Annotated in this window: 11 protein-coding genes and 1 pseudogene; all 12 read left to right on the top strand. The window is 40.6% G+C overall.

What is annotated here, in order from left to right; all coding sequences use genetic code 11:
- Positions 1-276: transposase (locus BMX11_RS15180; protein ID WP_139180196.1), on the top strand; the 276-nt coding region annotated here is incomplete at its 5' end.
- Positions 277-332: 56 nt separating this feature from the next.
- A pseudogene (locus tag BMX11_RS24845) lies at positions 333-991 on the top strand (DUF1593 domain-containing protein); the annotation flags it as partial.
- Positions 971-1525, top strand: coding sequence for a DUF5060 domain-containing protein (locus BMX11_RS24840; protein WP_394332677.1), 555 nt, complete (start codon positions 971-973; stop codon positions 1523-1525). The pseudogene BMX11_RS24845 and the gene BMX11_RS24840, both read left to right, overlap by 21 nt.
- Positions 1526-1677: 152 nt before the next feature.
- Positions 1678-2259, top strand: coding sequence for a Crp/Fnr family transcriptional regulator (locus BMX11_RS15170; RefSeq protein WP_090885734.1), 582 nt, complete (start codon positions 1678-1680; stop codon positions 2257-2259).
- A gap of 304 nt (positions 2260-2563) precedes the next feature.
- The gene (locus BMX11_RS15160; protein WP_090885730.1) at positions 2564-3166 is read left to right on the top strand and encodes an isochorismatase family protein; all 603 of its coding nucleotides are present in this window, start codon (positions 2564-2566) and stop codon (positions 3164-3166) included.
- Positions 3167-3230: 64 nt separating this feature from the next.
- Entirely contained in the window at positions 3231-3965 is a 735-nt protein-coding gene (locus BMX11_RS15155) for a pirin family protein (RefSeq protein ID WP_090885728.1), read from the top strand.
- Positions 3913-4458, top strand: a complete 546-nt coding sequence (locus BMX11_RS15150) for a cupin domain-containing protein (protein ID WP_245738680.1) — start codon at positions 3913-3915, stop codon at positions 4456-4458. The genes BMX11_RS15155 and BMX11_RS15150 overlap by 53 nt, the downstream gene beginning before the upstream one ends.
- Before the next feature lie 232 nt (positions 4459-4690).
- The gene (locus BMX11_RS15145; RefSeq protein WP_090885724.1) at positions 4691-5356 is read left to right on the top strand and encodes a GrpB family protein; all 666 of its coding nucleotides are present in this window, start codon (positions 4691-4693) and stop codon (positions 5354-5356) included.
- A gap of 1332 nt (positions 5357-6688) precedes the next feature.
- A complete protein-coding gene (locus BMX11_RS15140) occupies positions 6689-8071 on the top strand; it encodes an IPT/TIG domain-containing protein (RefSeq protein ID WP_090885722.1) in 1383 nt (460 codons plus the stop codon).
- 21 nt (positions 8072-8092) lie between these two features.
- Positions 8093-11173 (top strand): SusC/RagA family TonB-linked outer membrane protein, encoded by a 3081-nt coding sequence (locus BMX11_RS15135; protein ID WP_090885721.1) that lies wholly within the window; start codon positions 8093-8095, stop codon positions 11171-11173.
- Between the two features lie 12 nt (positions 11174-11185).
- On the top strand, positions 11186-13264 hold the full coding sequence (locus BMX11_RS15130; protein ID WP_090885720.1) for a RagB/SusD family nutrient uptake outer membrane protein: 2079 nt from the start codon (positions 11186-11188) through the stop codon (positions 13262-13264).
- A 17-nt stretch (positions 13265-13281) separates the two neighbouring features.
- Positions 13282-14280, top strand: coding sequence for a DUF4973 domain-containing protein (locus BMX11_RS15125; protein WP_090885718.1), 999 nt, complete (start codon positions 13282-13284; stop codon positions 14278-14280).
- Positions 14281-14768: the final 488 nt, after the last annotated feature.

The raw sequence follows: 14768 nt of genomic DNA, 5'->3' as shown, positions 1-14768 counted from the left end.
GGGGATATATTCAGGCTGTGTAAGAGTAAGGAGCAGGCTTTTAAAAGGTTGGCAATATGGTATAATGAGGTTGAATCATGTGAAATTGATTATTTTAGAACTGTTGCCAGATCAATCCAGTCGCACTATTTGTATATCCTTAACTTTTTTATTAATAGATCCACTAATGCTTCTGCAGAATCTTTCAATGCAAAGATAAAAGCTTTTAGAGCAACATCGAGAGGTGTAAGGGATATTAAATTCTTCTTATTCAGATTATCGAAAATATATGCTTAAAAGATGTTCCCCCAACTTTTCCGCTTGATCCCTATTTTCATTTCAATTGGATCTTAATGAATTTACTGAGCCTATGTTCTTTATTGGCAGCACCCTACATGGCTACAGCGCAAACTAAGCCTCGTATTTTGGTTAGCAGTGATATAGGTGGAACTGATGATGACGATTTTCAGTCGGCTATACACCTGTTAATGTATGCTGACAGGTTCCAGATTGAGGGATTGGTCTCTTCACCAACATTTCCGGATACCCTGACCCAGCCTACTTGCGTAGCGTTTGCAAACAAGGTGCTATTCCTATTGCATCATTTAAAGGCTATGATAAGCCCACAGAGGGCTCAAAATGGATTATTGAATGTGCAAAGAAGAAAGATAGGCGGCCGCTGTGGGTATTGGTATGGGGTGGTTTGGAAGATTTGGCCCAGGCGCTTCATGATGCACCGCAAATACAAAACAACATTAGGGTTTATTGGATTGGTGGACCTAATAAAAAATGGAGTGTAAATGCCTACGCTTATATTGCACAGCACTTCCCTCATCTTTGGATGATAGAGGCTAATGCAGCCTACAGGGGGCTGATTATTGATGCAGAAGCCGCTGAGAACTTCCGCTCGCATACCTTTTTCGAAAATAATATTAAAGGAAATGGTGAAATGGGAAAAGCCTTTATCAATTATTATGGTGGCCGACCAAAAATGGGAGATACCCCTTCGCTGGCCTACCTGATGCATGGTAATCCCGAACAGCTAGAGGGCGAATGCTGGGGAGGGAGTTTTACGCCTATTAATCGCAGTTCCAGGCATATATTCTATCGACATACTACGCTTGCTGATACTGTTCCTGCCTATGGCGTAGTAGAGTGGCATTTCAAAGGTATGGAAAGAAACCTGGCAGATACAATTGTCTGTTTTACCATGAAAATTGCAGGACAGGAATTTCCTGGTTACTATCTGGGAAGCGGGAAATATGGAATAAGATATACCTCTAAAGCTCCCGAAACTTTATCCTATGTAATAACGAGTAAGTACCCGGAGCTGAATGATAAAACGGGACAGTTGGTAAGTAACGTTCCCTGGCCAGGGAAGCCTGCAAAACAAGATTATATCCTGGGGAGAAATTGGTATAGTGATCGTAAGGAGCCAGAGTTATTTCTAAACAAACAGCAGGGTGCGAAAACCATCGCCAGATACAGGGAAGCATTTCTTGCAGATTGGGCTATAAGGTGGGAATGGCTCCGTACTAAGGATTGAACAAAGGAAGGCTTGCTTTTTGTTGCGCTCCAATTGACCACAGAAAGTTAATAATCTATTGCCTGTAAATAAATTGGATTTGATCTTTGGGTTATCTCCTAAAATAGGTTATTTTTTTGCAATTTTTGTACTTTTAGCTAAGTTTATCAGCCATGTACGAATCCCTGTTCAATTATATAAAACAACACAGTAAGTCGCCGATTTCGGCAGATGACGAAGAATTGATTAAAAAATCATTCCTTCCCAGAGGCTTAAAAAAGAAAGAATTATTCCTGGAGCAAGGTAGCATCTGCAATTACACTGGCTTTATATTGAAGGGGGCAATGAGGCAATATAGTGTTGACGATAGCGGTACAGAACACATTATTCAATTGGCTATCGAAAACTGGTGGATGGTAGATCGGGAAAGTTTTTTGATGAAAACACCATCGGTGTACAATATTGATGCCTGGGAAAATACCGAACTTTTAGTTTTAAGCCTGGAAAATCTGGAACGGATCCACACCATAGATGCCATCAAAGAAATGTTCTGGCAAATGAACCAGAGCAATTTTATCGCCTCCCAAAAAAGATTGAATTATTCTATTTCCTTACCAGCCTTAGAAAGGTATGAGGAATTGGTTAAAAATTACCCTGATTTTGTTCAGAGATTTCCTCAACATACCATTGCCTCATATCTGGGGATTAGTAAGGAAACCCTCAGCCGTGTGCGCAACAAATATGTGCATAAATAGATATACTGCTTTCCCTGCTTTCGCGGAGTTTTTGAACTTTAATTCTTTATTGACAAATGTCATCGTCGCAGGATTCTGACAGGGTATAACTTTGATCTATCAAATGAAGGTATTAAAACCGAGAACGATGGATCATTTCAAAAAAAAATGTTCAGCAAGATTATTTACACCCTTCAAAATAGGAAGGGTAATGTATTTAGATGGTCAGTGCTTTAATGACAAATGTCATCGTCAAGCGGTTTTAATGCAACGTAATTTTGACTATCAAATCAAGAAAAAAATTATTAAATTAAAATTTTAAACCATGAAACAGTTTAAAAAAGAGGACACTATCATGTTATTGGTAGACCATCAAACAGGAACACTTAATTTCGCGGCAAACAGATCACACGGCATGATTGTAAGCAGAACAAGGGCTTTAGCTCGTTTAGCAAAAGCTCTTGATATACCGGTTGTATTAACCAGCAGCCAGGAAGATCATGCTCAGGGTCCGTTGATTCAGGATTTAGCCGATTTGCTTCCTGAAGAATTTCAAAACAGGGTTAAAAGAGCAGGTATTACCAATGCCTGGGATGATGAAAATTACAAGTCTGCCGTATTGAAAGCAGCAAACGGTAAGAAAAATGTGATTATGGCTGGATTAACGAATGATGTATGTATTGTTTGGCCATCTATATCTATGCGGGAGGAAGGTTTTGATGTTCAGGTGGTGATAGATGCCGGAGGATCTCCATCGCAAATTGCCGACGATATTGCTCAGCAGACCTGGGAAAGCCATGGTGTAAGAACAACCACAATTAATCAATTAATATCTGAACTGGTACACAACTGGGCTACCGAAGATGGTCAAAAAGTATTGCCTATTCTCTTTGAAGAAGTTATGTCGAAAGTAGGACAGTTTTCTTAGTAATCAGGATTGTTAAGCCGGCCTCAGACCTGCTCTTGGGCCGGCTATTTTTAAAATTGATATTATGTTACAGAAAATAAGTAATTCCAGGTTTCTTGGGCACGGACCCATTAAAATATTATATCCTGGAACAGCAGTGTCTGATCGGGATACGGGGATCGGCAGTATAGGTAGAATAGACCATCCGGAAATTCACGGCAATACAGTTATTAAAATTCATCCGCATGTTAATGATGAAATACTCTCGTATTTCAGAACGGGTAAGGCAGAACACAGTGACTCGGAAGGTTTTGTGAAGATGATTGGCAAGAAAACGCTGATGTTAATGAAAGCTGGAAAATCATTCTATCACGAAGAAAAAATAATCGGAGAGGGAGAGCCTTTAGAAGGCTTACAGATTTTTATCCGTCCAGGTAAAAAAGATCTTAAACCAGAGGTTGTTTTTCTGGAACTGGAAGATATACACAGCGAAAATCAATGGCGATTATTGGCATCACCAGATCCGGAAACCACTTTTCAGTTTAGCAGTCAAACCTGGCTTTATGATGTAAAATTGTTAAAGAATAGTAGTATACAGGTGCCAGAATTATCGAAAGAAAATCTTACTGCACTGCTATATGTTTTTCAAGGGGCAGTGGTGGTAAATGATAATATCGCATTAACCAAAAAGGATAGCCTCTTATATCAGAATGAAAAAGTAGTGATCAAAGCTTCAGAAGATGCTGAACTGGTACTTTTTGTGACTGATGAAAGCGGAGAAATTTTTAAAGGTGGCATGTATAGCGGAAATCAAATGTAAAATGGATTTAAGTATAAACATAATTAATCCTGAAGTCGGTATTAGACTAGGGGTTGCCGGAGGCAATTACAGGGTCATTATTTCTGGAGAACAAACAGGTGGTAACTACGCAGTTATAGAGATGATTGTTCCCCCTGGGGGAGGTCCTCCACCGCATGCTCATCCAGATACCCAGGAAATGTTTTATGTCCTGGAAGGAGAGGTGGAATTTAAAACCGAAAGTGGAAAGCAAACTGTTAGCAAAAACGGTTTTGTGAATATTCCACTGGGTGGTGCCATACACTGCTTTAAAAATAACTCAACATCAAATGTCAGGTTGCTTTGTACGGTTGTGCCGGCAGGGCTTGAAAAACTTTTCGAGGAAATAGCTACGCCAGTTACTCCACAAGATATGCTTCCCCCACCAGCCCTTACACCTGAAAGAAAAGCTTTCCTTAAGGAGATGGATGAAAAGTACAATCAAAAAACCTATTCTCCCGATTTTCTCGACTGATGAGGTCGATCCCACTATAAGCTTTGGCTTAACCCTTATGGTTTGGCCTGCTCACTATTGGAGATTCCAAATGCTGAGTAGCTAAAAATATACTCGGATTTGGTTTATTTGTTTGATAATCATATGATCATTGGTGTAACTTTACCGGTGATGATCAGGCTCAAAAACATATTGAAGGCAGACAAGTAATGGGCTGGTATCCAATTTTTCAAGATAATACCTCTAGGTTATCGTGGCAGATTTCGATAAGAACAAGTTTGAAGCGGAATTCGGGAGCATTTTTATATTTTTGGGAATGGGCCACTTCTCGAATGCGATCGTTATTGAAGAGTACTCTCCAAATTGGAAGCTGGAATTTGAGCAAATGTCGAAGATATTTGTTGACAGATTAAGTAACCTTGTCTTATCGGTAGAGCATATAGGCAGTACTGCTGTTCCCGGTCTTTGTGCGAAACCAGTAATTGACATTGATATCGTAGTTGATTCGGTATCTGAGTTAAAAAAAAATATACCCATTTTAGTTGATCTTGGATATCAATATCAGGGAGAAGTATCCATTCCAGACCGCTTTGTGTTTCGTCCAACATCCAGAATTGTTCCAGATGATGGGTCTCAACGCTTATGGCTAAAGCACCATTTGTATTGCTGTATAAATGGGAGTACAGCATTAAGAAATCATCTCATTTTACGTGATGCCCTCAGGAAAGATGAATTGCTGATGAATGCATATGGCTTATTGAAAAGAACACTGGCAAAGACAGCAAACAATATGGATGAATATGTAATGGGAAAAACTAGCTTTATAACCAAGATCCTTTCCCAAAACGGGATGTCAAATGCAGAGCTGGAAGCTATTATGGAACAGAACAAAACCGTAATCCCTTTTCCTAGAAAATGATAATAATGCGGATTTATCTTGTTATTGAACCTGTTTATGGAGATAGGCAATTTCCAAAATATGGTCTAACCAGTTTGGAATTAGATTTCAGGGAGCGATTTTGAATTAACATTTATTATTTATGGTAACTGAAAAGGAAGTTGACGTTGCTTAGGCACTGAAGTCCTTAAATCGCTATATCGTTAATATTTTAAGGGAATATGAGATGATGGTGGGTATTCCGGTAAAATGGTTTTTCCAGGCTTTAAGTCTATAATTTTATTGTTGAATAGCATTTAAATTCTCACCGACTGCTGGTGTCGATATCAATGCTATAAACTTAAGTCGAAAACCAAAATGAATTGTCAATCCTGAGCCTGTCGAAGGGTAATCCATTTTAGTTTTCGACTTATTAAGAAGGTCTTCGATTACTTGTCCCGATTTTTCATATCGGGAAGCTCTGACTGACAGCATTTAGCTTAAGTTAACAGCATTGATGTCCTCATCGGTCAGCATGCAGCTCCCTTTGTTTAATTCTGCGTTCGTACAGCTTTTAAATCAGAGATCTGTCCCTCAAAAAAGGATAGCTTTATTTAAATACAATGTCAGCGAGCTAAAATGAGGGGATAGATAAAACAAATGAATAATTCTCCTCGTCAAAAACTAAAAATGATCTATTTCATTGAAAAAGAAAAAGTTGAGACAAATCGACAAAAAATTGAACAGATAATAAAAACAGTATTGCTTTACTTTGATTTCAATTAACCAAATAACAAACCTTACTGCAACATTGTCTAACTGGCAATAGCAAGCATATGCAGTATCAATACTTTTTATGAGACCAAAACTATTTATTTCAGACGATTGATAGCCATCAAATTAAGTAAGCAAACTAACTCAGGGAAATCAAAACTAAATTTATATTATGCTCATTTATACTTATCAGTTCTGAAAAGTCTTTCTTATCAGAAAGCAACTAAACACCACTAAATATTCTATTGATTAATACAAACCCTATCGGTTAGTATTAACCAAAAATAGCTAAGGATATCTTCAGGTATTCAAAGGAACTGATATGCCTGAATTTTCGGCAAGGCTAAGTATTTTTTTTTCAGAATCACAAACCGGTGTGTCATTTGTAACATCGGAGGGCATTTTTTTGCCTTTTTTCTGAGGAAGAATTGCTCCAGAGAGCCTGACGGCATACTGTGCAGCTTAGCATTAAGGTCGCTTAAGAACCTGTCAATTTTAATAATCCATCAATTAGCCCCTTATAATGGGTAGAGCACAATTAGTGATGAATAACCATCTGCTGCTTACTCCCGATAGGAGCTGGATCAAAACAAGGTGTATATGAAAAGAAAAAACAATGTTAAAAACATGCGTTGGCGAATCCGTTGGATGTTGTTCGCATTAATTGCGCTATCCTTATCGCAGTGTAAGCAAGAAGAATTGTTGTTGGAGGAGGGATATGATCCTTCAATGCCCACGGTGATTACGGATTTTTACCCCAAGCAGGGAAGTGTGGGGAACAATCTGGTGATTTACGGTGAGAATTTTGGTAATGATGTCGCTAAAATTAAGCTCACTATCGGCGGTAAACCGGCCAAAATCATCGGTGTAAAAAACAATAGTTTATACTGTATCATCCCAGAGGGAGCGTATAACGGAGATATAAAAATCAGTATTCTTGATGGCAACCAACAGATTGCGCAGGCAATATCGAAAGAAAATTTATCTTATACCCGTAAATTACTGGTTTCTACCTTCTTGGGTAAATATTATCAGGTAGCAACAGATTTTCAGGAAAAGGAAGGCCCTTTTAATGATTGTGGTGCATTTAAAGGCATCACCTGGCTCACTATGGATCCTAAAAATCCGAATCAGCTCTATTTTACAGCAGATGTTAACAGCTGCCGCCTCATCGATTTTGAAAAGAAGTACGTCAGTTATTTCAGAACAGACCTGGATAGGGTATCGATCATGAACTGGAGGATTGATGGGAACCAGGATATGATCCTCTCTCATAACCATTCGAGCGATACGAAGTACGGCAATTATATCTTCACCAGAGAGTCTAATTTTTTGCAGAAGAAGGCTATCGAGGTTTATGCCCGTGGTGTAAATGGCACGATGATTCATCCACAGAATGGCGAATTGTATTATTCGAGGTATAGAGCTGGAGATATACGCCGGTATGATTTCAACACTAAAGAGGATAAACTAGTCTTTTCTAATCCCTTTAGCGCTGTAGCGGTGTATATGGTGATGCATCCATCAGGCGATTATGCCTATCTGGTTGAATATGAGAAACATTACATCATGCGCACAGACTATGATCGCGCAACCAAAACCTTTAAAATACCCTATACGATTTGTGGAGCTGCAGGCACTGCTGGTTATGCTGATGGCATTGGAACGAATGCCCGCTTAAATAGCCCGGTACAAGGGGTTTTTGTAAAGAACCCTGAATATGCGGCTTCAGGAGGCGACCAATACGATTTTTATTTCTGTGATAAGGCCAATCACGCCATCCGCACCTTAACACCACAGGGAAGGGTAAGCACCTTTGCCGGAAGGGGAAATAATGGGACCAGTGGATACGTAGATGGTGATTTGCGCACGGAAGCCCGTTTTAATAACCCACAGGCCATTACTTATGATGAAACGAGGAAATGTTTCTACATCGGCGACACAGGTAACTGGCTTATTCGCAAAATAGCAAAAGAGGAATAATTACTAAAAACACAGTATATAATGACAAGATTTTTTTTACTCATATGCATTGCCGTGTTTGCAACCTGCTTCAAGGTCAGAGCACAGGATGTAATTGTTAAAGGCGTGGTAACTGATGCCGCAAAATTACCCATCCCAGGGGTAAGTATAGCTGTTGCCAACCAACCCGGAATGGGTGCCATTACCGATGCCGACGGAAAATTTAGCATCAAGATGCCACCTTATAACAGATTGGTATTTACCTATGTAGGATACGAAAAACAGGAGGTGCTGATTAAAGAGCAACGTGTTGTAAACGTTGTTCTTAAAGAATCTGAGGCAAGTGTGCTGAATGAGGTTGTGGTAACGGCCACGGGTGGCGAAAAAAAGATCGCGATAACTGGTGCAATTACTACAGTAAATGTTGATCAATTAAAGTCGAATCCTTCTACATCCATGGCCGATGCCCTCGCAGGGGTAGTGCCGGGTATTCAGGCCATGCAAACCTCTGGCAGGCCGGGAAGTATTTCTGAATTCTGGGTACGGAGTATTTCAACCTTTGGTGCCAGTAACGCAGCCCTGGTGTTAATTGACGGTTTTGAACGTGATTTTAATGAAATCAATGTAGAAGATGTTGAATCCTTTTCTTTATTGAAAGATGCTTCTGCAACTGCTATGTACGGAAGCAGAGGAGCCAATGGCGTGATCTTAATTAAAACGAAAAGAGGAAAGGAGGGAAAAGTAAATATTAATGCCAAAGTAGAAGGCTTTTATAATACACTAACCAAACTACCGGATTTTGTAGATGGGTATACCTATGCCTCTATGGCTAATGAGGCAAAAATTGTAAGAAACCAGGAGCCTCTTTTTTCCAAAACGGAACTCGAAGTGCTGCGGCTGGGGCTGGATCCCGATCTGTTTCCTAATGTGGATTGGATGGATGTGATATTACGTGATGGAGCCCAAAGCCAGCGGAGTATCCTCAATTTGAGCGGAGGTGGAAAAACTGCCCGGTACTATTTATCTGGAAGCTACCAAAACCAGGCAGGAATGTACAAGGTGGATGATGCTTTGAAAAGTTATAATACCAATGCCAACTTTAAGAGGTACACATACCGCTTGAGCGTGGATATGGACATTACCAAATCTACTTTATTAACCGCAGGGGTTTCGGGCTCTTTGCGCAAGCAAAATGATCCGGGGGTAGGAAGCGATGCAATTTGGACCGCCCTGATGGGATACAATGCAATAACAGCTCCATTACGGTACTCGGATGGAAAGATTCCCGCCAGTGATGACCGCGATGGCAATCCGGACAACGATATGGACCGGTTTAATCCCTGGGTTCAGGGTACCATGACTGGTTATAATGAAAACTGGACTAATAATATTCAAACCACGATAAATCTAAACCAGGGTTTGGATTTTATTACCAAAGGTCTTCGGTTTGTGGGGCGTTTTGGTTATGATACTTACAACAATAACTGGATCAAACGCTACAAATTTCCAGAGTTGTGGAGTGCCAACCGTTACCGCGATACGGCCGGACAACTGGTGTTTAAACGAATCAGAGAAGAACAGAAAATGACGCAATCATCAGCCTCGGATGGTGAGAAAAGAGAATTTTTTGAATGGGAAACACACTACAATAACAATATAGGAGCCCATTATTTTGGGGCGGTGGTTAAGTATACCCAACAAGCAAAAATATTTACCCAGAATATTGGTAGTGACCTTAAGAACGGAATTGCCCGTCGCAACCAGGGGATTGCCGGACGAGCCAATTACAACTGGAAAGCCCGCTATTTTGTGGACTTCAACTTCGGCTACACCGGATCAGAAAATTTTCATAAAGATTACCGTTTCGGTTTCTTTCCCGCCATTTCAGGAGCCTGGAATATCGGCGAAGAGGCTATTGTGAAAAAAATGGGTTGGGTAAATATGCTTAAAGTTCGTTATTCGTATGGAAAAACGGGTAATGACAATCTAGGTGATATCCGATTCCCATATCTCTACACCATTGAGCAGATGGCTGGCGGAGGATACAATTTTGGAGATTACGACTCTTCAAATGGATGGAATGGTATGCGTTATACAACCGTTGCCTCTCCAAATGTAACCTGGGAAATAGCAACTAAACAAGATTTAGGACTCGATTATTCTCTGTTTAAAGATAAGTTCAGTGGAACAGTAGACTATTTTCGTGAACGCCGTGAAGGGATTTACATGAGCCGCAATTTTCTTCCTGGTTACGTGGGATTGGAAAATAATCCTTCAGCAAATGTAGGTGAAGTAAAGGCAGCAGGGTTTGATGGCAATTTTACCTTAAAACAAAAGCTATTCAATGTAGACTTTACGCTGCGTGGCAATGCTACCTACAGCAAGAATGAAATTATTGAACGGGATGAAGAAAACACTATTTATAAATACAAACTGCAAGCGGGACATCGGGTTAATCAGGCGCGGGGTTTGGTAGATTTAGGCTTGTTTAAAGATTATGACGATATCCGTAATAGTGCCAGGCAGTCTTTTGGTGAAGTAATGCCCGGAGATATTAAATATAAGGATATTAACGGAGATGGTGTAATTGATGACAATGATATTGTTGCCATTGGCGCAACCACCAGACCAAACCTTACTTATGGTTTCGGCCTCTCCGCAAGTTGGAAAGGTTTGGACGTTAACCTGCATTTTCAAGGGGTAGGGAAGTCTACCTACTTTATAAATGGATCATCAGTTTACATGTTCAGTTTGGGTGAGAACTGGGGGAATATCCTGAGTGATGTTGCCAATGGCAGCCGCTGGCAATTAGGTGTAAATGAAGACCCGAATGCAAAATATCCTCGTTTAACCTATGGGCCGAATCCAAATAATTACCGGGCATCTACCTTCTGGCTCAGAGATGGTTCATATCTCCGTTTAAAAACCCTGGATATTGGCTATTCACTTCCTAAAACCCTTGTAAACAAGGCTCACCTAAATAATGTACGATTCTTTTTTATCGGAACCAACCTATTCACTTTCAGCAATTTTAAGCTATGGGATCCCGAATTGGGAAGTTCTACGGGGAAAGCATATCCGCTTAACAGAACATTGTCTTTAGGTGTATCAGTTAATTTATAAGCAATGAAGAATATGAAAAAAATATTTACAGTCTTAGCCATATTAGCCATCCTCACCAGTATAAATGGTTGCAAGAAATACCTGGATTCAGACTACCTCTTCGATGAGCGTTTGACAACCGAAGAGGTTTTTACCAACCCTGATTATGCCAACAGATGGTTGGCCCAGGCTTACTCTTTTCTGGGGAGCAACTATATGCAGGATATAAGCAGTAAGAAATTTGTGCCTTTTAATTTTGCCGATGATATGTATTATGGCGATGAGAGCGATGGGTACAGGCGATGGAAGAATGGACAATTTACTGAAAACGGCTTAAATGGCGAAAGTAAGGAGATATGGAATACGGCATATAAAGGCATTAGGCAATCCTCTATTTTTATAAAAAATATCGACATCAACCAGAAATTTTCAGCCAAAGAAATTGCTGATTTAAAAGGACAAGCCAGGTTTTTGAGGGCTTATTTTTATTGGGTTCTCCTGCGTACGTATGGACCTGTGCCTATTGTACCGGAGGAAGGTATTGACTACACAAAAGAGTACGATGAAATAGCACAACCGCGTAATACCTATGAAGAATGTGCAGTTTACTTATCGAATGAGCTTGCGGAGGCAGCAAAAGGGCTTCCTCTTCAACAGGGAATTCAACAAATTGCCAGACCAACCCGGGGTGCTGCATTAGCCCTTAGGGCCAGAATTTTATTATATGCTGCCAGCCCATTAGCTAATGGCAAGGCACCTGCTGAAGTGGCTGCCGCACTGGTTACCAAAGATGGAAAACCATTATTGTCGCGTACCTACGAAGAATCTAAGTGGGCAAGAGCTGCTGCTGCGGCAAAAGATGTAATGGACTTGGGTCAATACCGCCTCTACGTTGCTTATAAAAAAACAACCGGAGACATCGCCTACCCGGCAACGGTTACACCGCCATTTGATAGTAACTTTTCTGGCGGAAACTGGCCTTCTGGTTGGAATGATATCGACCCTTATGAGTCCTACCGCTCATTGTTTAATGGAACAGTTCCGGCCTATCAAAATCCAGAACTTATTTTTACACATGCTCAAAATCAGGGTAATGAGGGGATAAATGTACTGGTCCTCCACCAATTACCCCGCTTGGAAGGAAAAGGATATAATTCTCATGGCATGACACAAAAACAGGTAGATGCCTATTACATGAACGATGGAAGTGATATACCTGGAATGAACAACATGTATGCCGGCAGGCAGGGTTATGAAAGTCGTGTTAATACCAATCCACGCACATCAGGCTATGTAAAGCAGGATGAACTGGCCAATTACCCTGAGCTAGGACCATTAGGCCTGGGTGTCAATAAACAGTATGCGCGGCGCGAACCTCGTTTTTATGCCTCCGTTTCATATAACGGATCTACCTGGAATTTTCTAAACGCTGAGACACTAAAAGACGAAAAAACTAACGTTCAAATATTCTACTACAGGGGCGACCCCAACGGTTATAAAAATACATCATACTGGCCACGAACTGGTGTTGGGATAAAAAAATACGTTCACCCCGACGATATCAGTAATGTTTCCATTACCGCATACGACCAAAGCAGACTAAAGCCAAAGGTAGATCCTGCAATTCGCTACGCAGAAGTGTTGCTCATTTATGCTGAGGCCCTGAATGAGCTGAATGGCTCTTATAATATTCCTTCCTGGGATGGCAGCAAAACCCATTCAATATCACGGAATATCTTTGAAATGAAAGCAGGAATCCAGCCCATCCGCATACGTGCCGGATTGGCTGATTATAAAAGTGATGTTTATGCTGACCCCAATAAGTTCCGAATCAAATTAAAAAGAGAACGCCAGATTGAATTATTTGCTGAGGGACATCGCTATTTCGATCTTCGCCGCTGGACCGATGCCCAGGCAGAAGAATCGGCACCGGTTTACGGTTATAATGCCTACGCCACTAAAGCCCAGGCCGACCTTTTCCATACGCCCATTGAGACTCCCTCATTACCATCAATCTTTACATTGAAAATGTGGTTCTGGCCAATTCATTATGACGAGCTCAGAAGGAATAAATACCTGACTCAAAACCCTGGCTGGACAAATCCTGAATAATCTATTAAGCTACAATTATGAAAAGAAGTATATATAGTCTATTTTTATTAATCGCAGCAGCAACTTGCTGTTTGTCCTGTAATGATGAATGGAAAGAGGAGCAATTTGTTCAAATGGCCTCTTTCAAATCAAATCCAACAGCACAGGGTGTAACCTGGTGTTACGTTCGTTATAATGCCCAGGGAAATGTGAGGTTTAATCTCCCCATCATCATGAGCGGTTCTACGCCGAACAACAAAAATCGCACCATACACATTGGCTTAGACCCCGATACCTTGGCTAAACTAAACCAGGAACAATATGGCCATAGACAAGAGTTGTATTTCCGCCAGTTGGGCACCAATTATTATACCATGCCCGCTACAACGGTGGTGCCAGAGGGTGTTAGTACGGTTACAGTTCCTATCGACTTTAAACTGGGTGATTTGGATCAGGCTGATAAGTGGGTTTTGCCCCTGCAAATCTTAAGTGATGCTTCGTATGATTATCAGGCTAATCCAAATAAACATTATCGGAGAACGATGCTACGCATCACGCCGTTTAACGATTATTCGGGCGAATATGGTGGCACCTTGTATAAAATATTTCTGGAAGGCGATACAGAACCTTTAACTCTAAATACACACCGTACATTTGTGGTAGATGATAAAACAATCTTTCTTTACGCCGGAATCAGAGATATAGATTATCTGGATCGCAAAAAATATAAAGTGTTTATCCGGTTTACAAATGATAATATCGACATTCAGAAAAAGAAGTTGGAAATTTGGAGCGATAATCCCGATAATAAATTTAAGCTTGGTTCAACGCAATCTTATTATACAAAAGACGAAGCCTGGGATCCTAAGCTTCCTTATCTGAAGCACGTTTATACAACGCTATACCTTTCTTATGAATTTGAAGATTATACAACTATCCCCGGTCAAAGGCTGAAATATAAAGTAGAAGGAACATTATCGATGCAGCGAGACCTAAATACCTTAATTCCTGATGAAGATCAGCAGATTCAATGGTAAGGATTAAAACTGGCTGTGTAAAAATGGAGGCTGACTCATAGCGTTCAATTGTCTGTCTGAGGGTTAATTATCTGGTCATTGTAAGCTTCCCGATGTGAAATCCGGGACAAGTAGTCGAAGGACAATCAACTATCTTGTAATTTCTCTATTGGTTGTTGCCCCACCGACTGCAAGCCTTGGGTTTTGGGTACCTTTTTGCCAAGAAAAAGGTACGAGCCCTTCCGGCGGCGGGGAAAAGAGAAAAACATTAGGTTGTAGCGAGACGCTACAACTAGAAAAGATTGGAATACAGATTTAGCTAAACATCTTATTGATAGATAGCTATAAAACAACGCCAATAGTAGCTTGTCGAAGGACAATCAACTATCTTGTAATTTCTCTATTGGTTGTTGCCCCACCGACCAGATCATGGAGTTAATCTGAGGAATAATTGATGATATGACTGATATTTTTTATCCTCCTACACAGTCTTTCCCAGGCTCGCCGCC

The organism is Pedobacter rhizosphaerae, assembly GCF_900111155.1.
GTDB classification, from domain to species: Bacteria; Bacteroidota; Bacteroidia; order Sphingobacteriales; family Sphingobacteriaceae; genus Pedobacter; species Pedobacter rhizosphaerae.
The sequence above is the reverse complement of the archived record's forward strand: the minus strand, read 5'-3'. Positions and strand labels throughout refer to the sequence as shown.

Excerpts from the sequence above, each read along its gene's own strand:
- BMX11_RS15130 (WP_090885720.1), top strand. The coding sequence starts at position 11,186 with ATGAAAAAAATATTTACAGTCTTAGCCATATTAGCCATCCTCACCAGT.
- BMX11_RS15155 (WP_090885728.1), top strand. The coding sequence starts at position 3,231 with ATGTTACAGAAAATAAGTAATTCCAGGTTTCTTGGGCACGGACCCATT.
- BMX11_RS15125 (WP_090885718.1), top strand. The coding sequence starts at position 13,282 with ATGAAAAGAAGTATATATAGTCTATTTTTATTAATCGCAGCAGCAACT.
- BMX11_RS15160 (WP_090885730.1), top strand. The coding sequence starts at position 2,564 with ATGAAACAGTTTAAAAAAGAGGACACTATCATGTTATTGGTAGACCAT.
- BMX11_RS15135 (WP_090885721.1), top strand. The coding sequence starts at position 8,093 with ATGACAAGATTTTTTTTACTCATATGCATTGCCGTGTTTGCAACCTGC.
- BMX11_RS15170 (WP_090885734.1), top strand. The coding sequence starts at position 1,678 with ATGTACGAATCCCTGTTCAATTATATAAAACAACACAGTAAGTCGCCG.
- BMX11_RS15150 (WP_245738680.1), top strand. The coding sequence starts at position 3,913 with ATGAAAGCGGAGAAATTTTTAAAGGTGGCATGTATAGCGGAAATCAAA.
- BMX11_RS24840 (WP_394332677.1), top strand. The coding sequence starts at position 971 with ATGGGAGATACCCCTTCGCTGGCCTACCTGATGCATGGTAATCCCGAA.
- BMX11_RS15140 (WP_090885722.1), top strand. The coding sequence starts at position 6,689 with ATGAAAAGAAAAAACAATGTTAAAAACATGCGTTGGCGAATCCGTTGG.